The organism is Bordetella sp. BOR01 (assembly GCF_019218885.1).
In the GTDB taxonomy this organism is placed as follows: domain Bacteria; phylum Pseudomonadota; class Gammaproteobacteria; order Burkholderiales; family Burkholderiaceae_B; genus Bordetella_A.
The window spans coordinates 783,402-802,877 of the sequence record NZ_JAHUWT010000003.1; the positions used below are offsets into that span (position 1 = coordinate 783,402).

26 protein-coding genes and 1 tRNA gene are annotated in these 19,476 nt (G+C 64.5%); 18 read left to right on the top strand and 9 right to left on the bottom strand.

Going from position 1 to position 19,476, the window contains the following annotated elements:
• The first annotated feature begins 16 nt into the window (after positions 1 to 16).
• From hisH to KW845_RS18555, 10 genes are all read left to right on the top strand, one after another.
• On the top strand, positions 17 to 670 hold the full coding sequence (gene hisH, locus KW845_RS18510; RefSeq protein WP_218370802.1) for an imidazole glycerol phosphate synthase subunit HisH: 654 nt from the start codon (positions 17 to 19) through the stop codon (positions 668 to 670).
• A gap of 65 nt (positions 671 to 735) precedes the next feature.
• Positions 736 to 1,476 (top strand): 1-(5-phosphoribosyl)-5-[(5-phosphoribosylamino)methylideneamino]imidazole-4-carboxamide isomerase, encoded by a 741-nt coding sequence (gene hisA / locus KW845_RS18515; protein ID WP_218370803.1) that lies wholly within the window; start codon positions 736 to 738, stop codon positions 1,474 to 1,476.
• Positions 1,473 to 2,297 carry an imidazole glycerol phosphate synthase subunit HisF gene (gene hisF, locus KW845_RS18520; RefSeq protein ID WP_218370804.1) on the top strand — a complete coding sequence of 275 codons (825 nt, stop codon included), beginning with the start codon at positions 1,473 to 1,475 and terminating at the stop codon, positions 2,295 to 2,297. Before hisA ends, hisF begins: the two co-directional genes overlap by 4 nt.
• A 9-nt stretch (positions 2,298 to 2,306) precedes the next feature.
• The gene (gene hisI / locus KW845_RS18525) at positions 2,307 to 2,711 is read left to right on the top strand and encodes a phosphoribosyl-AMP cyclohydrolase (protein ID WP_218370805.1); all 405 of its coding nucleotides are present in this window, start codon (positions 2,307 to 2,309) and stop codon (positions 2,709 to 2,711) included.
• The gene (locus KW845_RS18530) at positions 2,708 to 3,055 is read left to right on the top strand and encodes a phosphoribosyl-ATP diphosphatase (protein WP_218370806.1); all 348 of its coding nucleotides are present in this window, start codon (positions 2,708 to 2,710) and stop codon (positions 3,053 to 3,055) included. The genes hisI and KW845_RS18530 overlap by 4 nt, the downstream gene beginning before the upstream one ends.
• Before the next feature lie 14 nt (positions 3,056 to 3,069).
• On the top strand, positions 3,070 to 3,438 hold the full coding sequence (locus tag KW845_RS18535; protein ID WP_218370807.1) for a histidine triad nucleotide-binding protein: 369 nt from the start codon (positions 3,070 to 3,072) through the stop codon (positions 3,436 to 3,438).
• An 18-nt stretch (positions 3,439 to 3,456) separates the two neighbouring features.
• The gene (gene tatA, locus KW845_RS18540; protein WP_218370808.1) at positions 3,457 to 3,684 is read left to right on the top strand and encodes a Sec-independent protein translocase subunit TatA; all 228 of its coding nucleotides are present in this window, start codon (positions 3,457 to 3,459) and stop codon (positions 3,682 to 3,684) included.
• A gap of 74 nt (positions 3,685 to 3,758) precedes the next feature.
• Positions 3,759 to 4,214 carry a Sec-independent protein translocase protein TatB gene (gene tatB / locus KW845_RS18545; RefSeq protein ID WP_218370809.1) on the top strand — a complete coding sequence of 152 codons (456 nt, stop codon included), beginning with the start codon at positions 3,759 to 3,761 and terminating at the stop codon, positions 4,212 to 4,214.
• Positions 4,211 to 5,023, top strand: a complete 813-nt coding sequence (gene tatC / locus KW845_RS18550; protein WP_218370810.1) for a twin-arginine translocase subunit TatC — start codon at positions 4,211 to 4,213, stop codon at positions 5,021 to 5,023. The genes tatB and tatC overlap by 4 nt, the downstream gene beginning before the upstream one ends.
• A gap of 103 nt (positions 5,024 to 5,126) precedes the next feature.
• Positions 5,127 to 5,531 carry a helix-turn-helix domain-containing protein gene (locus tag KW845_RS18555; protein ID WP_218370811.1) on the top strand — a complete coding sequence of 135 codons (405 nt, stop codon included), beginning with the start codon at positions 5,127 to 5,129 and terminating at the stop codon, positions 5,529 to 5,531.
• Here the strand turns inward: KW845_RS18555 and KW845_RS18560 are convergent.
• A complete protein-coding gene (locus KW845_RS18560) occupies positions 5,528 to 6,673 on the bottom strand; it encodes a S1C family serine protease (RefSeq protein WP_218370812.1) in 1,146 nt (381 codons plus the stop codon). The two genes, KW845_RS18555 and KW845_RS18560, sit on opposite strands and share 4 nt — an antisense overlap.
• 19 nt (positions 6,674 to 6,692) lie before the next feature.
• On the opposite strand from KW845_RS18560, the gene KW845_RS18565 reads away from it, so the two are divergent.
• Complete coding sequence (locus tag KW845_RS18565; RefSeq protein WP_218370813.1) at positions 6,693 to 7,469, top strand: Nif3-like dinuclear metal center hexameric protein; 777 nt, start codon at positions 6,693 to 6,695, stop codon at positions 7,467 to 7,469.
• A gap of 21 nt (positions 7,470 to 7,490) precedes the next feature.
• Here KW845_RS18565 and mscL read toward each other — a convergent pair whose 3' ends face one another.
• Positions 7,491 to 7,937, bottom strand: a complete 447-nt coding sequence (mscL, locus tag KW845_RS18570; RefSeq protein WP_218370814.1) for a large conductance mechanosensitive channel protein MscL — start codon at positions 7,935 to 7,937, stop codon at positions 7,491 to 7,493.
• A gap of 138 nt (positions 7,938 to 8,075) precedes the next feature.
• Between mscL and petA the strand changes: the two genes are divergently transcribed.
• The 7 genes from petA to KW845_RS18605 all read left to right on the top strand — a co-directional run bounded on the left by petA (position 8,076) and on the right by KW845_RS18605 (position 13,135).
• Positions 8,076 to 8,717, top strand: coding sequence for a ubiquinol-cytochrome c reductase iron-sulfur subunit (gene petA / locus KW845_RS18575; protein WP_218370815.1), 642 nt, complete (start codon positions 8,076 to 8,078; stop codon positions 8,715 to 8,717).
• 64 nt (positions 8,718 to 8,781) lie between these two features.
• Positions 8,782 to 10,170 (top strand): cytochrome bc complex cytochrome b subunit, encoded by a 1,389-nt coding sequence (locus tag KW845_RS18580; protein WP_218370816.1) that lies wholly within the window; start codon positions 8,782 to 8,784, stop codon positions 10,168 to 10,170.
• A 19-nt stretch (positions 10,171 to 10,189) separates the two neighbouring features.
• A complete protein-coding gene (locus tag KW845_RS18585; RefSeq protein ID WP_218370817.1) occupies positions 10,190 to 11,044 on the top strand; it encodes a cytochrome c1 in 855 nt (284 codons plus the stop codon).
• Between the two features lie 153 nt (positions 11,045 to 11,197).
• Positions 11,198 to 11,809 carry a glutathione S-transferase N-terminal domain-containing protein gene (locus tag KW845_RS18590; RefSeq protein WP_218370818.1) on the top strand — a complete coding sequence of 204 codons (612 nt, stop codon included), beginning with the start codon at positions 11,198 to 11,200 and terminating at the stop codon, positions 11,807 to 11,809.
• 19 nt (positions 11,810 to 11,828) lie between these two features.
• Positions 11,829 to 12,278 (top strand): ClpXP protease specificity-enhancing factor, encoded by a 450-nt coding sequence (locus KW845_RS18595; RefSeq protein WP_218370819.1) that lies wholly within the window; start codon positions 11,829 to 11,831, stop codon positions 12,276 to 12,278.
• A gap of 74 nt (positions 12,279 to 12,352) precedes the next feature.
• Positions 12,353 to 12,428 (top strand) — tRNA-Thr (locus tag KW845_RS18600).
• Between the two features lie 110 nt (positions 12,429 to 12,538).
• Positions 12,539 to 13,135: a hypothetical protein gene (locus KW845_RS18605; protein ID WP_218370820.1), complete on the top strand. Its 597-nt coding sequence runs from the start codon at positions 12,539 to 12,541 to the stop codon at positions 13,133 to 13,135.
• On the opposite strand, the gene KW845_RS18610 is transcribed toward KW845_RS18605, so the two are convergent.
• Genes KW845_RS18610 through KW845_RS18640 form a run of 7 tightly spaced genes read right to left on the bottom strand, consistent with a single transcriptional unit; the run spans position 13,104 to position 19,437 of the window.
• Positions 13,104 to 14,075, bottom strand: coding sequence for a tripartite tricarboxylate transporter substrate binding protein (locus KW845_RS18610; protein ID WP_218370821.1), 972 nt, complete (start codon positions 14,073 to 14,075; stop codon positions 13,104 to 13,106). The genes KW845_RS18605 and KW845_RS18610 overlap by 32 nt on opposite strands.
• A 29-nt stretch (positions 14,076 to 14,104) precedes the next feature.
• On the bottom strand, positions 14,105 to 15,025 hold the full coding sequence (locus KW845_RS18615; protein ID WP_218370822.1) for an SMP-30/gluconolactonase/LRE family protein: 921 nt from the start codon (positions 15,023 to 15,025) through the stop codon (positions 14,105 to 14,107).
• 45 nt (positions 15,026 to 15,070) lie between these two features.
• Positions 15,071 to 15,904, bottom strand: coding sequence for an HpcH/HpaI aldolase/citrate lyase family protein (locus tag KW845_RS18620; RefSeq protein WP_218370823.1), 834 nt, complete (start codon positions 15,902 to 15,904; stop codon positions 15,071 to 15,073).
• The gene (locus KW845_RS18625; protein ID WP_218370824.1) at positions 15,901 to 16,902 is read right to left on the bottom strand and encodes a 2-hydroxyacid dehydrogenase; all 1,002 of its coding nucleotides are present in this window, start codon (positions 16,900 to 16,902) and stop codon (positions 15,901 to 15,903) included. Before KW845_RS18625 ends, KW845_RS18620 begins: the two co-directional genes overlap by 4 nt.
• Positions 16,899 to 17,213 (bottom strand): hypothetical protein, encoded by a 315-nt coding sequence (locus KW845_RS18630; protein WP_255592743.1) that lies wholly within the window; start codon positions 17,211 to 17,213, stop codon positions 16,899 to 16,901. Before KW845_RS18630 ends, KW845_RS18625 begins: the two co-directional genes overlap by 4 nt.
• Positions 17,210 to 18,571: an acyclic terpene utilization AtuA family protein gene (locus KW845_RS18635; RefSeq protein ID WP_218370825.1), complete on the bottom strand. Its 1,362-nt coding sequence runs from the start codon at positions 18,569 to 18,571 to the stop codon at positions 17,210 to 17,212. Before KW845_RS18635 ends, KW845_RS18630 begins: the two co-directional genes overlap by 4 nt.
• Entirely contained in the window at positions 18,568 to 19,437 is an 870-nt protein-coding gene (locus KW845_RS18640; RefSeq protein WP_218370826.1) for a TauD/TfdA family dioxygenase, read from the bottom strand. Before KW845_RS18640 ends, KW845_RS18635 begins: the two co-directional genes overlap by 4 nt.
• Positions 19,438 to 19,476: the final 39 nt, after the last annotated feature.

Here is a 19,476-nt window from a genome sequence, read left to right on the forward strand (position 1 = left end):
CGCCAGGCAGACCCCAGTGACCACCATTGCCATCGTCGACTACGGAATGGGCAACTTCCATTCCGTGGCGCGCGCGCTGCGCTACGCTGCGCCCGACGCCGACATCCGTATCTGCAACCGTGCCGCCGACATCGACGCGGCCGACCGCGTCGTGTTTCCCGGCCAGGGCGCCATGGCCGACTGCATGCGCACCCTGAATGAATCCGGCCTGGCGCAGGCCGTGGTGCACGCCGCCCGCGCCAAGCCGCTGCTGGGCGTGTGCGTGGGCGAACAGATGCTCTTCGAGTCCAGCGAAGAAGGCGAGACCGCTTGCCTGGGCCTGTTCCCGGGCACGGTGCGCCGCTTCGCGGGCGAACCGTTCGCCGACGCCCAGGCCCCCGCTGATGGCACCGAACGCCTGAAAGTGCCTCACATGGGGTGGAACCAAGTCCGCCAGACCCGCTCTCATGCCTTGTGGGCGGGCATTCCCGACCATACGCATTTCTATTTCGTGCACAGCTACTACGCCGCGCCGGCCGATCCCGCCCTGACCGTCGGGGAAACCGACTACGGCGTTACATTTACGTGCGCGGTGGCAGCCGATAATATTTTCGCGGTGCAATTCCACCCCGAGAAAAGCGCGGCACATGGTTTGCGCCTGTACCGCAATTTTGTAGACTGGAACCCATAGCCGCGCCCGTACGAGCTTCGGCCGGCCTTTTTCAACCGTTTTTTTTTCAACGCTCGCTATCCACCATGCTGCTGATCCCCGCCATCGATCTCAAAGACGGGCGCTGCGTACGCCTGCGCCAGGGAGACCTCGACGAGGCAACGGTATTCTCTGAAGACCCCGCCGCCATGGCCAGGCACTGGCTCGACCTGGGCGCGCGCCGCCTGCACCTGGTCGACCTGAACGGCGCCGTCGCCGGCAAGCCCAAGAACGACGTCCCCATCAAGGCCATTCTCGACGCCGTCGGCGACGACATTCCAGTCCAGATCGGCGGCGGTATCCGCGATCTGGACACCATCGAGGCCTACCTCGATGCCGGCATCTCGTACGTCATCATCGGCACGGCCGCCGTCAAGAACCCGGGCTTCCTGCACGATGCCTGCGGCGCCTTCCCCGGCAACATCATCGTCGGCCTGGACGCGCGCGACGGCAAGATCGCCACCGACGGCTGGAGCAAGCTCACCCGCCACGACGTGCTCGACCTGGCCAAGAAGTTCGAAGACTACGGCTGCGAAGCCATCATCTACACCGACATCAGCCGCGACGGCATGCTGTCCGGCGTCAATGTCGATGCCACCGTGCGGCTGGCCCAGCACGTGCGCATCCCGGTCTACGCCTCGGGCGGCATCGCCGGCATCCAGGATATCGAAGCGCTGTGCGCGGTCGAGGACGAAGGCGTCGAAGGCGCCATCCTGGGCCGCAGCATCTACGAAGGCACGCTCGACTTCCAGGTGGCGCAGGCCCGCGCCGACGAACTCAGCCAATGAACATCGCCGCCACCACGCAAGGCGCCACGGGGCAGGGCGCAGCCACGGCACTGACCCGCCGCATCATCCCTTGCCTGGATGTCACGGCGGGCCGGGTGGTCAAGGGCGTCAATTTCGTGAACCTGGCCGACGCGGGCGACCCGGTCGAAATCGCACGGCGCTACGACGAACAGGGCGCCGACGAACTCACCTTTCTGGACATCACCGCCACCAGCGACGGCCGCGACCTGATCCTGCCCATCATCGAGCAAGTGGCCTCGCAGGTATTCATTCCGCTGACCGTGGGCGGCGGCGTGCGGCAGGTGTCCGACATACAGCGCCTGCTCAATGCCGGCGCCGACAAAATCAGCATCAACAGCGCGGCCGTGGCCAACCCCGAACTGGTGCGCGCGGCCGCCGGCTATCATGGCTCGCAATGCATCGTGGTGGCCATCGATGCGCGCCGCATGTCCGCGCAGGGCGAACCGGCGCGCTGGGAAGTCTTCACCCACGGTGGCCGCAAGCCCACCGGCCTGGACGCCGTGCAATGGGCCAGCCGCATGGCGGCCTATGGCGCCGGCGAAATCCTGCTGACCAGCATGGACCGCGACGGCACCAAGGCGGGTTTCGACCTCGAACTCACCCGCGCGGTGTCCGACGCGGTACCGGTGCCCGTCATCGCCTCGGGTGGCGTGGGCAACCTGCAGCACCTGGCCGATGGCGTCACCGCCGGCCGCGCCAGTGCCGTGCTGGCCGCCAGCATCTTCCATTTCGGCCAGCACACCGTACGTGAATGCAAGGCATTCATGGCCGATCAAGGCATCGCCGTCAGACTGGATTAGACTGCACCCATGGAAAACGATCCCGCCTGGATGGCCGACGTCGTCTTCGACGATAACGGCCTGATCCCCGCCATTGCCCAGGACGCCGACAACGGCCAGATCCTGATGGTGGCCTGGATGAACCACGAAGCCCTGGCCGAGACCGCCGCCACCGGCCGCGCGGTGTATTGGTCGCGTTCGCGCCAGCGCCTGTGGCGCAAGGGCGAAGAATCCGGCCATACCCAAACCGTGCACGACCTGCGCCTGGACTGCGATGGCGACGTCATCCTGCTCAAGGTGCACCAGGAAGGCGGCATCGCCTGCCACACCGGCCGCGCCAGCTGCTTCTTCCGCCGCCTGGAAGGGCCCGCGGGCAGTGCGTCATGGGTCACCGTCGACCCGGTCCTGAAAGACCCGGAACACATCTACAAATGAGCACCGCCCCCTCCACCGCCGACACGCTGGCGCGCATCGCCGATACCCTGGCCACCCGTCGCCCCGACCGCGGTGGCGACCCGCAAACGTCCTACTCGGCGAAGCTGCTGGCCAAGGGGCCCGACGCCTTCCTGAAGAAGATCGGCGAAGAAGCCACCGAACTGGTCATGGCCGCCAAAGACGGCGTGCCCGAACGCATCATCAGCGAAACCGCCGACCTGTGGTTTCATTGCCTCGTCACCTTGACTCACTACAATCTGCGGCCCGAAGACGTGCTGGCCGAGCTGGCACGCCGGGAAGGCCTGTCGGGCCTGGAAGAAAAAGCACGACGCCCCGCGTCCTGAGCACGGAACCTGAAATGAGCGACAACTGTCTTTTTTGCAAGATTGCCCGCGGCGAAATCCCCTCGAAAAAGGTCCACGAGGACGAGGAATTCATCGCGTTCCACGACATCAACCCCGCGGCACCGGTGCATCTGCTGCTGATTCCGCGCCGCCACGTCGTCTCGCTGCAAGACATCGGCGCCGACGACGCCGGCTGGTTGGGTAGAATGGTTACTTTGGCATCCCGCCTGGCCGCCGACAACGGCTGCCGCCCGGGCCCGGAAGGGGGCTTCCGGCTGCTGGCCAATTCCGGTGCCGAAGGCGGCCAGGAAGTCCCGCACCTGCATTTCCATATCATCGGCGGTCCGCGTCCCTGGAAAGGGCGCGTGGCTCCCAACGCATAATCACGGAGAACCGTCATCATGGGTAGCTTCAGCATCTGGCATTGGTTGATCGTCCTGGTCATCGTTGCCCTCGTATTTGGCACCAAGAAACTGCGCAATATCGGCGGTGATCTTGGCGGCGCCGTCAAAGGCTTCAAAGAAGGCATGAAAGACGCCAACACCGACAAGCCGGCCGAACAGGTCACACAGCAAAAGGCCGCCGACGACACCATCGACGTCCAGGCCAAAGAGAAAACCAACTCCTGATCCCGGCACAGAGTCTTCCCGGAGCAATGCCTGGCGGCATTGCTTCTGCCCCTTTTTGAGCGAGCAGATGTCGCATGTTTGATGTCAGTTTCACTGAGCTGATGGTAATCGGCGTCATCGCGCTGATCGTCATCGGGCCCGAACGGCTGCCCAAAGTGGCGCGCACCGTCGGGCATCTGCTCGGCCGCGCCCAACGCTACGTCAATGACGTAAAAAGCGACATCCAGCGCGAGATCGAACTCGACGAACTGCGTAAATTCAAAAACGAAATGGACGACGCCGCCAACAGCATGCAGTCGTCGATGCGCGATACCGAAAGCTCGCTGCGCAGCAGCCTGAACGACACCGCGCGCGAAGCCACGCAGGCGGTCTCGGGCAGCCCCGCGGCCGAGCCGGCTGCCGAGCCGCCTGCCGCCGAACTGCCTGCCGCCCCTGCTCCTGCCGCAGCCGACCAGGCGGCGCCCGCGCCTGACACGGCCCCGGCCGATCCGGTCCCTGCCGCCCAACCGAAGACTGGTACTACGCCGTGACCCAGGACGCCAAGCACGACGAGCTGGACCAGGACCAGGAACAGCCGCAAGAAACCTTTATTTCGCACCTGGTCGAGCTGCGCAGCCGCCTCATGAAGGCCGCCTTCGCCGTGATCGGCATTTTCGTGGTGCTGTTCATCTATCCCGGCGCCTCGATCATCTACGACGTGCTGGCCCAGCCCATGCTGGCCTCGCTGCCCGAAGGCACGCGCATGATCGCCACCGGCGTCATCACGCCGTTCATGGTGCCGGTCAAGGTCACGCTGATGGCGGCTTTCGTGGTTGCGCTGCCCGTGGTGCTGTACCAGGCGTGGGCATTCGTGGCCCCTGGCCTGTACCGGCACGAGAAGCGCCTGGCGCTGCCGCTCATCGTGTCCAGCACGCTGCTGTTCATCCTGGGCATGGCGTTCTGCTATTTCTTCGTCTTCCGTACCGTCTTCCACTTCATTGCGACCTTCGCGCCGCAATCCATCACGCCCGCTCCCGACATCGAGGCCTATCTCAGCTTCGTCATGACCATGTTCATGGCCTTCGGCATCACCTTCGAAGTGCCGGTGGCGGTGGTACTGCTGGTCAAGACCGGCATCGTCGAACTCGACAAGCTGCGCAGCGCGCGCGGCTACGTGGTGGTCGGGGCATTTGTCATCGCCGCGGTGGTCACGCCGCCCGATGTGGTCAGCCAGTTCATGCTGGCCGTGCCGCTGGTGCTGCTGTATGAAGTGGGCCTGCTGTGCGCGCGCCTGGTCACCCCCGACAAGAAAAACCAAGACGCCGACGACGCCGCCGGTAGCCTCACCGAGCACCACTGACGCGGGCGGCGTTGCCGCCTGTCGTGCACGTACGTGATCGAGCGCAATAAAACGAACCCGGCCCCCTTGCCGGGTTTCGGCCCGTGCTCGTAAATTGTCAGGCATGACGCTCGCACAACGCCTGCGCGCCCGAATGCTATGGCGCGGCATCAAAAGCCAGAACCAGCTGGCACGCATCTCGGGCGTGCCCCAGTCGTCCATCCACCGCATCCTGACGCGCAGCGACGCCTACTCGCCCGCACGCAGCACGTTGCAGCGCCTGGCCCAGGCCCTGGATACCACCGTTCCCTGGCTGACCGACGGCGTCGATACCCACCTACCCGCCACCGGCATGCCTGCCGGCCCGCCGGCCGACGCCACGGTGCCCGACGGCTACGCCGCCGAGCTGTATTCGCTGATGAACAAGATGCCGGCCGATGCCCGCAAGAAAGTCGTGGCCGTCGTCCGGCTGATCGCCAACGGCCTCGAGCAGCCCGGCGCGCCGAAAAACGCCGCGCACCAGCACTAACGCGGCCGCGCCGGCCGAATTCCCACCGCCACCGTCACATCTCGCGCCTTGCCCCCGCGCAGGACCCCCACCTTGGCCTTCTCGCCCGGCGGCAACGCCGCTATCAGGCGCAGCATCGATACCGTATCCAGCACTTGCGCGCCATTGACGGTTTGCACGATGTCGCCTACCCGCAGCCCCGCCTTGCCGGCCGGGCCGTCGCGCATCACCCCGGCAATCACCACGCCGCGCGTATCGGGCGGCAGGTCGAAGGCGCGCGCCAGTTCCGGCGTGATGTCCTGCGGCTCGATACCCAGCCAGCCGCGCCGCACCGACCCGGTCTTGACGATATCGTCCATGACCTTGCGCGCCGCATCCACGGGAATGGCGAAACCGATACCCAGCGAGCCGCCCGACTCGGAATAGATGGCAGTGTTGATGCCCACCAAGTTGCCGTCGGTGTCGATCAGCGCGCCCCCCGAATTGCCGGGATTGATCGCGGCATCGGTCTGGATGAAATTCTCGTAGGTATTGATGCCCAGCCCATTGCGGCCCAGCGCCGACACAATGCCCTGGGTGGTGGTCTGCCCCACGCCGAACGGGTTGCCGATGGCCAGCACCACATCGCCCACGCGCAGGCTGCGGTCGGCTGCCAGCGTAGCCACCGGCAGCGGCCGCGTGCCGGCATCCAGCTTCAAGACCGCCAGATCGGTGTCCGGGTCGGCCCCCACCACCTTGGCGCTGCTGCGCCGGCCATCGGCCAGCGCAACCTCGATGGCATCAGCCGCCTCGACCACGTGATAGTTGGTCAGCACATAGCCTTCGCTGCTGACGATCACCCCCGAACCCAGGCTGGTAGAGGCCTCGGGCCGGCTCAGGCCCGGCACCTGGCCGAACAGTTGGCGCAGCAGCGGGTCTTCGGGCAACGGCATGACGGGCACATTGACATGCTTGGACGTGAACACGTTGACCACCGCCGGCGCCGCCTTGGCCACCGCCGCCGCATATGACGCCACGCCGGGCGTCGACACGGCGGGCCGCGTGGCCGCATCCGGTATCGGGGCCGACAGGCGCAGCCAATCCGGCCGCAAGGTAGTCACCACGAATAAAATGGCCAGACACACCGTGACGGCCTGAGCGAATATCAGCCAGTAGCGACGCATGATCCTGACAAGGTAGGCAATGAAAACAATCGACACCCGCGAACTGGCGGCCTGGCTGGATGCCACGCTGCAAGCGCCGCGATTCAAAGATTACTGTCCCAACGGCCTGCAGGTCGAAGGCAAGCCGCACATAGGCCACATTATCACCGGCGTGACCGCATCCGAGGCGCTGCTGCGCGCCGCCATCGAACGCGGGGCCGACGCCGTGCTGGTGCACCACGGTTGGTTCTGGAAGAACGAAGACCCGCGCGTGCGCGGCCCGCGCCGCACCCGCCTGGCCCTGGTACTGGAACATGGGCTCAACCTGTTCGCCTATCACTTGCCGCTGGACGCCCATCCGCAATGGGGCAACAACGCCCAGCTTGCGCGCGTACTGGGACTGACGCCCGACGTCGATGCGACGGGCGCCCCCCTGACCTGCGGGCCCGACAACCTGATCTGGCTGGGCACCGCGCCGGGCCTGGATACCCTGGACGCGCTGGCCCAGCGCGTGCACCAACGCCTGGGACGCGCGCCGCTGGTCGTGGGCGAACCCGGCCGCCCGCTCGGGCGGGTGGCCTGGTGCACCGGGGCGGCGCAGGGCATGCTGGCCGACGCCGTGCAGGCCGGCGCAGACGCCTACATCACCGGCGAGGCGTCCGAACCCACCGTGCACCTGGCCCGCGAGACCGGCACCGGCTTCATCGGCGCCGGCCACCACGCCACCGAGCGCTACGGCGTGCAGGCCCTGGGCCAGGCCGTGGCACAGCAATTCGGCATACGGGTCGAGTTCGTTGATATCGACAATCCGGTGTAGGCCGGCACCGCGCGCAGCAGGTTATTTCTTGAGCAGGTCGCGGATTTCGCGCAACACCAGCACGTCTTCGGGCGGCGCGGCGGGCTCGGCCGGCGCGGCCTCGTCCTTGCGGCGCGCCGAATTGATTGCCTTGACGATGATGAACACCACCAGGGCCAGCAGGATGAAATTGATGAGAATCGTAATGAAGTTGCCCCAGGCCAGCACAACAGCGCCCGCCTGGGTCAGGTCGGCGTAAGTCATGGGACCGGTATAGCCATCCGGCGTCGATAGCACCAGGAACTTGTTGGAAAAATCGACCGAGCCGCCCAGGATGAAGTTCACGATGGGCATGATGAGGTCTCTCACCACGGAATCGACTATCTTGCCAAACGCAGCCCCGATGATCACGCCTACAGCAAGGTCCATCGCGTTGCCCTTGACGGCGAAATCGCGAAATTCCTTGAGAAAACCAGATGCTTTGCTCATGAATGCTCCTTACGTCGTTCGCCCTTCACTGGGCAGGCGCTATAATACGCGGTTGCTATGTTGTTACATATCCCCGCAAAACGGATGCTGCAGGCCTGATGCTACAGGTAGTGCGGGCGCATCAACAAGGATAGGAAGATGAGTCAGGATACGCTGGTGCATGACGATGATGGTGCGGTAGATCCCAACCTCCCGCCGGATCCGTCGCGCCGTTTCTGGGTAACAACCGCCTGTGCGGTGGGCGGCGTGGCCGGTGTGGCAACCGCCGTTCCGTTTGTCAGCACTTTCGCCCCCTCTGCAAAAGCCCGCGCCGCCGGCGCCCCCATCGAAGTCGATGTCGGCGACCTGGCCCCCGGCCAGATGCGCACCGTCGAATGGCGCGGCAAGCCGGTCTGGGTCATCCATCGCACCGAAGACCAACTGGCCGGCATCAAGACGCAAGACCCCCTGGTGGCCGACCCGAACTCGCAGCGCCCCGGCTTCACCCCCGAATACGCCCAGAACGAATTCCGCTCGCGCAAGCCCGAGCTGTTCGTGTGCGTGGGCATCTGCACGCACCTGGGCTGCTCGCCCACCGCGCACTTCGCGCCCGGTGCCGGCGCTGGCCTGCCGTCTTCCTGGGAAGGCGGGTTTCTGTGCCCCTGCCACGGTTCCACCTTCGACATGGCCGGCCGCGTGTACAAGAACAAGCCCGCGCCCGACAACCTCGAAGTCCCACCGTACCAATACCTGAGCGACACCCGCATCATCGTCGGGGTTGACGAAGACAACAAGGCCTGATGCGCCAAGCGCATCACCTTCCCCCGACCTTAGCAAAATACGCCCCGTATAGAAGGAGCCATTGATGGCTGGCGAAAAAACCGTCGAGACAACAGGCCTGCTAGGCTGGCTGGACCGGCGCTTCCCGGTAACCGCTACCTGGAAGGCGCATTTGTCCGAGTACTACGCGCCCAAGAATTTCAATTTCTGGTACTTCTTCGGATCCCTGGCCCTGTTGGTGCTGGTGCTCCAGATCGTCACCGGCATCTTCCTGGTCATGCACTACAAACCCGACGCCGAACGCGCGTTCCTGTCGGTCGAATACATCATGCGTGAAGTGCCGTGGGGCTGGCTGGTGCGCTACATGCACTCCACCGGCGCCTCGATGTTCTTCGTGGTGGTCTACCTGCACATGCTGCGCGGGCTGTTCTACGGCTCGTACCGCAAGCCGCGCGAACTGGTCTGGATCTTCGGCGTCGCGATCTTCCTGTGCCTGATGGGCGAAGCCTTCTTCGGCTACCTGCTGCCTTGGGGCCAGATGTCGTACTGGGGCGCCCAGGTGATCGTGAACCTGTTCTCGGCCATTCCTTTCATCGGCCCCGAACTGTCCATCTGGATCCGCGGCGACTACGTCGTGTCCGATGCCACGCTGAACCGCTTCTTCGCGTTCCACGTCATCGCCATCCCGCTGGTGCTGATCGGCCTCGTGGCCGCTCACTTGGTGGCGCTGCACGAAGTCGGCTCGAACAATCCCGACGGCGTCGAGATCAAGCAAGGCCCGAAAGACCGGCACGGCCGGCCGAAAGACGGCATTCCGTTCCACCCGTTCTATACCGTGCACGACATCATGGGTGTGGCGGGCTTCCTGATCATCTTCGCGGCCATCGTGTTCTTCAGCCCCGAAATGGGCGGCTACTTCCTGGAATACAACAACTTCATCCCGGCCAACCCGCTCCAGACGCCGCCGCATATCGCACCGGTCTGGTACTTCACGCCGTTCTATTCCATGCTGCGTGCCACCACCGACGAGTTCACGTGGGTGCTGGCCGGGGCCGCCGTACTGGGCGCCATCGCGCTGCTGGTCAAGAGCAACCTGAAGGGCTTCCTGCGCATCGCCATTCCGGGTGTGCTGATCCTGGTCGCCGTGCTGCTGCGTGTCATCGACGCCAAGTTCTGGGGCGTGGTGGCCATGGGCGGCGCGGTCGTCATCCTGTTCTTCTTGCCGTGGCTGGACCACTCGCCCGTCAAGTCGATCCGCTATCGTCCCACGTGGCACAAGTGGTTCTACGGCATCTTCATCGTCAACTTCCTGGTGCTGGGTTTCCTGGGCACGCAGCCGCCTAGCGACGCATACAACCTTACGTCGCAGATCGGCACGCTGATCTACCTGGGCTTCTTCTTCCTGATGCCCGTCTGGAGCCGCCTGGGTACGTTCAAGCCGGTCCCCGACCGCGTGACGTTCCATGCCCACTGAGCCACGAACCCATAACGGAATGACCATGATCAAGAAGCTGATTGGTGCCGTCGCGTTTATGCTCGCGTGTACGGCTACGTACGCCGCCGAAGGCGGCTTCCCCCTGGACCGTGCACCCGATCGCGTCAACGACGTCTCGGCGCTGCAAAACGGCGCCAAGCTGTTCGTCAATTACTGCCTGAACTGTCATAGCGCATCCGCAATGCGCTACAACAAGCTGCAAGACATCGGCCTGACCGACGACCAGATCCGGGAAAACCTGCTGTTCACGGGCGAAAAGGTCGGCGACCTGATGCATATCGCCATGCGCCCGCAAGACGCCAAGCGTTGGTTCGGCACCACGCCGCCCGACCTGTCCGTCATCGCACGCGCCAAGTCGGTCAACGCCGGCCCCTCGGGCTCCGATTACATCTATACCTACCTGCGCACGTTCTACCGCGACACGGCACGCGCCACGGGCTGGAACAACCTGGTGTTCCCCAACGTGGGCATGCCACACGTGCTATGGGAGCTGCAAGGCCCGCGCGAGCTCACCACGGTGGCCATGCACGAAGTCGAAGGCAAGGACGGCGCCCATAGCTGGGAACGCATCACCACGACGTTCGACGCCCAGGGCTATACCGACGTCAAGACCGAGCCGGTTGCCGATTTCCATGGCCATGCCTCGGTCGACGCCCGTTTCAAGGCGCTGGACCCGGCCAGGTCGGCGGCCTACGATAACGACGTGGCCGACCTGACGGCCTTCCTGGCCTGGATGGCAGAGCCCAATCAATTGTTCCGCAAGCAACTGGGTGTATGGGTGCTGCTGTTCCTGGGCTTGTTCCTGGTCGTGGCCTGGCGCCTGAACGCCTCTTACTGGAAACACGTGCGCTGATTTTTCGCCCTGCCAGGTTGCCGGCCCAGCAGTATCCGGACCGGCGACACAATCCCGATAGGGCGGCACGCCTGTCCCACCCTGGCAATCGGGGCCAGCGTTTGCTAGATTAGCAGCGCTGGCCTTTCGCTTTTCATACAAGGACTTACCGCCATGATGGTGCTCTATTCCGGAACCACCTGCCCTTTTTCGCAACGCTGCCGCTTTGTGCTGTTCGAAAAAGGAATGGATTTCGAGATCCGCGACATCGACCTGTACAACAAGCCTGAAGACATTTCAGTGATGAATCCGTACGGTCAAGTACCCATCCTGGTCGAACGCGACCTGGTGCTGTACGAATCGAACATCATCAACGAATACATCGACGAGCGCTTTCCGCATCCGCAACTGATGCCGGCCGACCCGGTCATGCGTGCGCGTACCCGCCTGTTCCTGTACAACTTCGAAAAAGAGCTGTTCATCCACGTTTCCACGCTGGAAGACCGCAGCAGCAAGCCTGACGAAAAGAAGCTGGCTACCGCACGCCAGAACATCCGCGACCGGCTGGCCCAATTGGCGCCCCTGCTGCTCAAGAACAAGTACATGCTGGGCGACGAGTTCTCGATGCTGGACGTGGCCGTGGCCCCGCTGCTGTGGCGCCTGGACCACTACGGCATCGAACTGCCCAAGAATGCCGCGCCGCTGCAAAAGTACGCCGAACGCATCTTCTCGCGTCCCGCCTACATCGAGGCGCTGACGCCGTCCGAAAAAGTGATGCGTCGCTAAGTGCCGAGGGTTGTGCAATATGGGTGAAACTTCCACCAAACCGTATCTGCTGCGCGCATTGCACGAATGGTGCACCGATAACGGCTACACGCCGTATATCACCGTGCAGGTCGACGAGCACACACGGGTGCCCGTCGCCCACGTGCGCGACGGGCAGATCACGCTGAACGTGGGCACGCTGGCCACCAACCAGCTGGTGCTGGGCAACGAATTCATCGAGTTCCAAGCCCGCTTCAGCGGCGTTACCGAGAACGTCTGGGTGCCCGTGGCCGCCGTCAGCGCCATTTACGCGCGTGAAACCGGCGCGGGCATGGGTTTTGAAGTCCAGCCCTACGAAGCGCCAACCCACGACGATGCCGCCGAGCCCGCAGTCACCGAAGCCACCAGCGAAGCCGCGCCCACGGCTACGGACCCGGCCGATGGCGGCGACGATGAACCCAAGCGCCCGCACCTGACCATCGTCAAGTAAGGCCCGGGCTTCGGCCCGCTTTTATTTACAATACAGTCCCCTTTGCCCGCCATGCCCGCCGTGGCGGCACACCCGCCGGTGTAGCTCAGTTGGTAGAGCAGCTCACTTGTAATGAGAAGGTCGAGGGTTCGATTCCTTTCACCGGCACCATCCCTCTGTACGCGATTGCCTGCCCTTGACCGGCCTGGCGTCAGGCACCGCGAGGGAATCCAACCAGAAGGATCATGCGATCATGCTGGCCAACTGCCGAGGAAACCTCGGTGCTTGACCCCGACTGGGTCTTTCTTAGCGTCGCGCTGGGGCTGCTCGGCAGCACCCGTTACGCCCATGCCACCTTGCAGGGACGCGTCCGGCCGAACCGCGTCACGTGGTCGCTCTGGGCCGCGGCACCGCTGATCGGCTTTTTTGCGCAACTCGATACCGGCATCGGGCGCCCGGCGCTGCTTACGCTGTCTGCCGGGGTGGGCCCGCTTATCGTCCTGGCGGCCTCATTGATCAGCCGCCACGGCACTGCCCGCATCACCCGGTTCGACCTTGTTTGCGGCGCGATTTCGGTCATGGCACTCATTGTCTGGCTGGGATTGGGTCGGGCATCATTGGCCGTGATGTTCGCAGTGGTTGCGGATGCAGCGGGCGCCGTGCCGACCCTGCGCAAGGCCTGGCACGATCCGGATTCCGAAAGCGCGTTGTTTTTTGTTCTTGTTGCCGTAGCCGCGACGATCACCTTGCTGACGATTACTGCCTGGGAGCCCGCGTCGTGGGCATTCGCGGCATACCTGCTCGCCATCAGCATCGTGCTGACGGCGACCATCGTCCTGCGCCGCGCTATTTCACGGCAATGTTTGCCTCGCGGATGATCCGCGCGAAAGTGTCGACGTCTTGCCGGAAGAATTTGTCGAAGCTGGCCTGGTCTCGGTACTCGACGCGCGAACCGGTGCTTTCGAGCTTTTCGACCAGATCGGGGTCTGACATCACCTTGCCGATCGCATTCGAAAGCTTCGTCACGATGGGCGCCGGCGTGCCGGCCGGGGCGAACACCGCAATCCATGAACTCATGACAAAGTCCGGGTAGCCGAGTTCGGCCAGGGTCGGCACCTGGGGAAACGACGCCAGGCGTTTCGAGCCCGTCACGAACAGGGCGCGCACCTGGTCGGCCTTGACCGCCTGGGCCACCGAGGGCATGGCCACGAAAGAGGCCGGCACAGAACCGCCCAACGTGTCGGCGAACGCCATCGAATCGCCGCGGTAAGGCACGACTTGCATGTCCACGCCCAGTTCCCGCTTCAAGCGCTCGCCCGCAACGTGGGTGATAGAGCCGTGTCCCGACACCCCATAGCTGTAGCGTCCTTTCTCGCTGTTGATCAGCTCGACGAAACCCTTCAAGTCTTTGGCCGGGGACTTGTTATTCACGATCATGACCAGGTCGTTGGCGACTATCTGCGCGATCGGAATGAAATCGTTCAAGGGGTCATAAGGCAGTTTCTGGAAGTTCTGCGGGATAGCCATCGCTCCCGACGTGGCCACCATCAGCGTATAGCCATCGGCCGGTTGCGATTTCAGCGTCTGCGCCGCCAGCACGCCGGAGGCACCCTGCCGATTCTCGACCACAAAGGGCTGGCCCAGTTGCTTCTGCAAGCCCTCGGACAGCATCCGGGCCTGCAGATCGGTAGCGCCGCCTGGGGAATAACCCACCAGCACGCGAACCGTGCGATTGGGGTAGTCGTCTTGCGCGCATGCGGCAAAGGCCACACACGCGCCCATGGCCGCCAATAGCCCGTTTCTGAAGAGAGATTTCATCTGTCGTCTCCTGGTTCGTGTGGTTGTTATCAGAGTTGGAAAAGGCCCAGACCCGCGCGCGGCCAATCGATCTCGACCAGGCGGCCGGCGTACGATTGCGTGACATAGGCTTTGCGCAAATCCCCCCCGCCGAAGCAGAGATTGGTGATGTGCGTGTCGCCGTCCACCGCCGTGAAGGCGGCCGTGCCGTCGGGGTGCACGGTGGTGATGCCGCCGCGGTCCAGCGTGCCGATGCTGACCGCGCCATCCGCTTCCACCGCCAACGAATCGAAGCGCTGATAAACGGGGCTGGCATAGGCCAGGCGGCTGCCATGGGGCGAGGCCGGGGACGCCTCGGGCGGCGCTTTCAGCTTTCCCGGGCTGGCAAGATCCCAGGCCCAGAGCCGGGCCGTTTCGGTTTCGGCCACATAAAGTGTGTTTCCGTCGGGCGACAGCCCGATGCCATTCGGCTTATGAATAGGAAAGACTTTTTCTTCGATATGCGATCCGTCGATCTTCGCATAGCAGATGCTGCCGCGATCCCAGTCCCGGTGGCGGGTCTTGCCCGGATCGGTGAACCAGATCCCACCCGCGCCATCGATAACCAGATCATTGGGCCCGCCGATATTCCTGCCGTCGATCTTGTCGTACAGGATTTCGACCTTGCCCGTTTCGATATCCACCCGCTCGATCCGGCCGGTGCGGTAATCGTCGGGGGTGCCGCTCGTGACCCAGCGGCCATCCGCCCGCTGCCTGAATGAGAAACCGCCATTGTTGGCAACATAGCAATAGCCGTCCGGCCCCATGGCCGCGCCATTCGGCCCGCCGCCAAGCTGCGCCACGATATGCTTGCCGCCATCCGGGAAAATCCGGGTCAGGGTCTTGCGCCGGATCTCGACAACCAACAGGCTGCCATCGCCCACCCAGACCGGGCCTTCCGGAAACCAGAGGTCTTCCGCCACTACTCGCATGCTCTCTCCTTGTTGATTTAGTTTGTCGCCAGGGTTGCGGGCCAGTCAGCCGCTTGCCGCGGTGGGCACCTGCAGCGCGCGCAACATCTGCGCGCGCCGGGTGGCCTCGGTCATCATGAAGGCCCATTCGTTTCCGCCCGTCAGGAACCGCACCCCCAGAGACAGCATCGACTGCATGACTTCGGGGTTGTTGCCCAGCCCGCCGCATCCGGCGAACCGTCCGTTGCGCCGGCACGCCTGGACCACATGCGCCAGGCATTCGGCCACGCGGGCATGGCCGAACTGCCCGGGGATACCCATGGCATCGCACAGGTCGGACGTGCCCACATGCAGAATATCCACCCCGGGAACCTCGGCGATCTCATCGGCGCGTTCGATGGCTCGCGGCGATTCCAGCATGACCACCACTGTGGTCGCATCGTCGAGCAACTGGCGCGCCGTGGCGGCCGGGTACTTGCGATAGCCCAGCTGCGGCCAGCCGCTGGAGACCGATCGTTCGCCGTGCGGGGCGAACCGCGCCGCCTTGACGACGCGCCGGGCATCATCGGCCGATTCGACGTGCGGGGCGACGATGCCCAGCGCGCCCGCATCCAGGATGCGATTGATGTAGTGCGCGTCGTGCGTGGGCACGCGAACCAGGGGTGTCACGCCGATCTGCTGGGCCAGCAGGCATATTTGCGCAGCGGCCGACTCGGGAATCACTGAATGCTCAAGATCGACATTGATGGCGTCGTAGCCGGCGGTGTGGGCTGCTATCGCGATGTCGACGCTGTGCACCTGCTTCACGATCATCGACAGCCCGAGCTCGCCGGCGCGCAGGCGGTTCATCAATGGGTTGGCCAGGGCCGGAACGACGTCTTGCGGCCTGTCTGCGCTCATGGCGTTCTCCGGTTTTCTGAAACGATCAAGTCTTGTGCGGCGATCGATTCGCCCGCGACAAAGCGCTGAAGATTGCGCAGCACGTGGGCGGCCACGGGCGCCACGTTGTCGAATACGCCCCCACCTGCATGGGGCGTCACGATCACCTGGTCCAGGGCGAGCAGCGGGTTGCCCGGGTCGGGGGGTTCCGGATCGAACGCATCCAGGCCCGCGCCCATCAAATGCCCGCGTTTCAAGGCGCTGGCCAGCGCCGCCTCGTCGACCAGCTCGCCCCGCGCCGTGTTGATCAGCACGGCGCCTTTCTTCATGCGGCGTATCGCGGATGCATCGATCAGGTGCCGGGTGCTTTCGTCATAGGGGGCATGCAGGCTGACGATGTCGCTGCGGGACAATAGTTCCGGCAGTTCAACCCGGCGAGCGCCCAGCGCGTGCTCGACTTCCGCAGGGGCCGCGTATCGATCGCAGTAAAGAATGGCGCCCGGCTCGAACCCGGCCAGGCGGCGCGCCAGCTTGCGCCCGATGTTGCCGAAACCCACCAGGCCGATGGTTTTCCCGTGGATCTGGAAGCACGTCTCGCGCATCTCGGATTTGGGCCACTTGCCCGCGCGCATTTCCCGGTTCACGTAGTAAATGCGGCGATACACCGCCAGCATCAGCGTGATGGCCAGTTCGGCAACGGGGCCGGCATTCGAGCCCGCGGTGATGGCCACGGGAATGCCCAGCCGGCGCGCTGCCTGCACATCGATGCGGTCGACTCCTATGCCCCATTTGTGCACCGCCTGCACACGTTCGGCGGCTTCCAGCATTTCGCCGGTCAGCTGCGCCCAGCCGGGCACCAGGAAATCCGCCGCGCGGCACAGCTCCGTCTGGTGGCGGGCGTCGTAGTTGAGCGCAAACCGGGTCTCGAACGGCGGCCCGAAGACAGACGCGATAACGCGCTGGACCGCGGGCGCGAGCACATCCATGAAGACGACTTGGTAGGTGGCGGATTTGTTCATTGGGCACCGGGAATTTCTATGGTCATCATCAGGCTGGACAGCGATTTTCCATGTGCATCCTGCGCCAGCGATCGGGTCACGCCGCCGCCAAGCGCGCCATGAATCACGAAGTTCAGGGCTTGCAGGCGAGGCAGTTCGTAGCGGATCACCGGACCGGTGGCAAAGTGCGCAAAGGCCTGCTGAACCACCGCCACGGTAAGCTGCTCGCGCAGGATCTTCCAGCCTGCGCCGTCGAAGGCGATGACGGAAATGTTCGATGTGTTCCCTTTGTCGCCGGCCCTTCCGTGGGCCAGGTCGTTGACACGTATCATGAGCGGAACTCCCGAATGGTGATGCGCGGGTCCACCTTCCCGCGCGGGACCAACACCGACTGGACGGCCAGCACTTCTTTGACCATCGGGTCAGAGCCTCCCGCCCCGCCGGCGGGGCCGTTGACATGCAGCGCGCGTGTTTCGAACCCGACGGCTTCCGCGGCCTTGCGGTCGGTCGTACGCGCGGCGATGCGCATCCGCACCTCGTAAGGGTCCGCGTCATGCGCACGCCTGGCGTGCAGGCTGTCGATACCGATCAGGTCGACCCGCACCTCGCCATACCGGTGGCCCGCATCGGCGAGGCGCTGCTGTACCACGCTGGCCGCCAGCTCGGCCCTGGCCACGGCATCGATGCCGGCGTACGAAATCTGTCCTTCGCCGATGAACCCGTCGGTATAGCCGACCGTGACCTTGTAGGTGTCGGTGCGCGGGCGTGCCCTGGCCCCGGTAATGCGCACCCGGTCTGCCTCGACCTGTCGCATGTCGAGTTCGGTGACATCGAGCACGCAGTCCGGCGTGATGTACGAGGCCGGGTCATGCATCTCGTAGATAAGCTGCTCTTTGCAGGTCGCCAGGTCGACCCGTCCGCCGGTGTCCTTCAGCTTGCTGACCGTGAAGTCGCCGCTCTCGAGCATATCGACATAAGGAAAACCCAAACGTGCCAGGTCGGGAACTTCTTTGCGGCCGGGCGCCGCGAAACAGCCGCCGCTGACCTGCGCACAGCATTCCAGCAGATGCCCGGCGGCGGTACCGGCCGCGATGCGGTCCCAGTCGTCGTAAGACCAGCCGTAGTAGTGCATGGCCGCGGCCAGATAAAGCGAGGGGTCGGCCACCCGCCCGGTCACCACCAGTTGCGCGCCGGTAGCCAGGCCGCGCACGATGACATCGGCGCCAAAGTAGGCATTGGCGCTGACCATGCGCGGCAGCAGGTCCTCCAGGGGCGCCCCGGATTCCATCAGCCGCAGCCCGGGCTGCTGGCGCAGCAGGTCGGTGATATCGTCGCCCAGCACAGCCGCCGAGTGCAGCGGGCCCACCCCTTCGTTGCGCGCAAACTCGTGCACCAATTCGACCGCCGCGATGGGGTTTGCCGCGCCCATGTTGGTGACGATCTTCACGCCGTTTTTCAGGGCCACCGGCAGCACCAGGCGCATCCGGTCCATCAGCCGGGGCGTGTAGCCCAGCTTCGGATTCTTCAGCCGCGACTGGTTCTCGCGGGCGACCGTGCGCTCGGCAAGGCACTCGAATGCCAGGTAATCGAGTTCGCCGCGCTCGGCCAGCGCCACGGCGGGCGCGATGCGGTCATCGGCAAAACTGGCGCCAGCGCCGATGCGCAGGGCCCGCGTCGACGAGCGGCTCATTGCAGCCCCTTCAGTGCATCGCCCTTGAGCATCAGGCGATAAAGATACCGATACTCGCCGGGATCGAAGTCCGCGTTGGCCTGATGCATCACGCTGCGGTTGTCCCACAGCACGAAGTCGCCCGGCTGCCACTGATGGCGATACTCGTAGCGCGGCTGGGTCGCGTGCTGGTACAACTGGTTGATCAGGGCAAATCCCTGGTCTTCGGGCATGCCGTCTATGCCCTCCATGCGGCCGGTATTCAGGTACAGGGCCGGTCGGCCGCTGGTCGGATGCACGATCACCAGGGGCTGGCTGCAGGACGCGGTCCCGGCCAGTTGCTGCGGCGTCAGTGCAGTCATCTTGCGGGGGCTGCGGCTGCTTTCATAGACGTGCATCGATCGCAGGGCCGCGATCCGGGCCTTCAGCTCGTCCGACAGATCGTCATAGGCGGCGCGCACATCCACGAATTGCGTATCGCCACCCCGCGATGGCAGTTCGATGGCATGTAGCATCGTGCCGACCGGAGGCTCGCGAAAGTTCGAATGATCGGTGTGGTAGTTCTCGCCGCGTACATGTACCTTGCCGTCGCGCACCGGCAGGTCGCGGCTGGAGATGGTTCCTATCAAGGGATACCCGGGCAACGAGAATTTGCCCAGCTGCTGGGGCAGGATCTCACCGAAAATCTGTGCGGCGCGCAGGAAAGCCGGGGGTTCCAGCTGCTGCTCACGCACCACCAGCACCGCGTGCTTGCTCCACAGCGCGCGCAAAGCCTGCACCACAGTCTCGGGAAGCTGGCCACCCAGGTCGACCCCGCGCACTTCGATACCCAGGCCGTAATCGGTCAGGGGCCGCGCCTGCAGACGCGCGTCATTCAGTGTTTTCATCCGATCACCTTCAGGGTTGAAACCGGAACTGATTTTGAG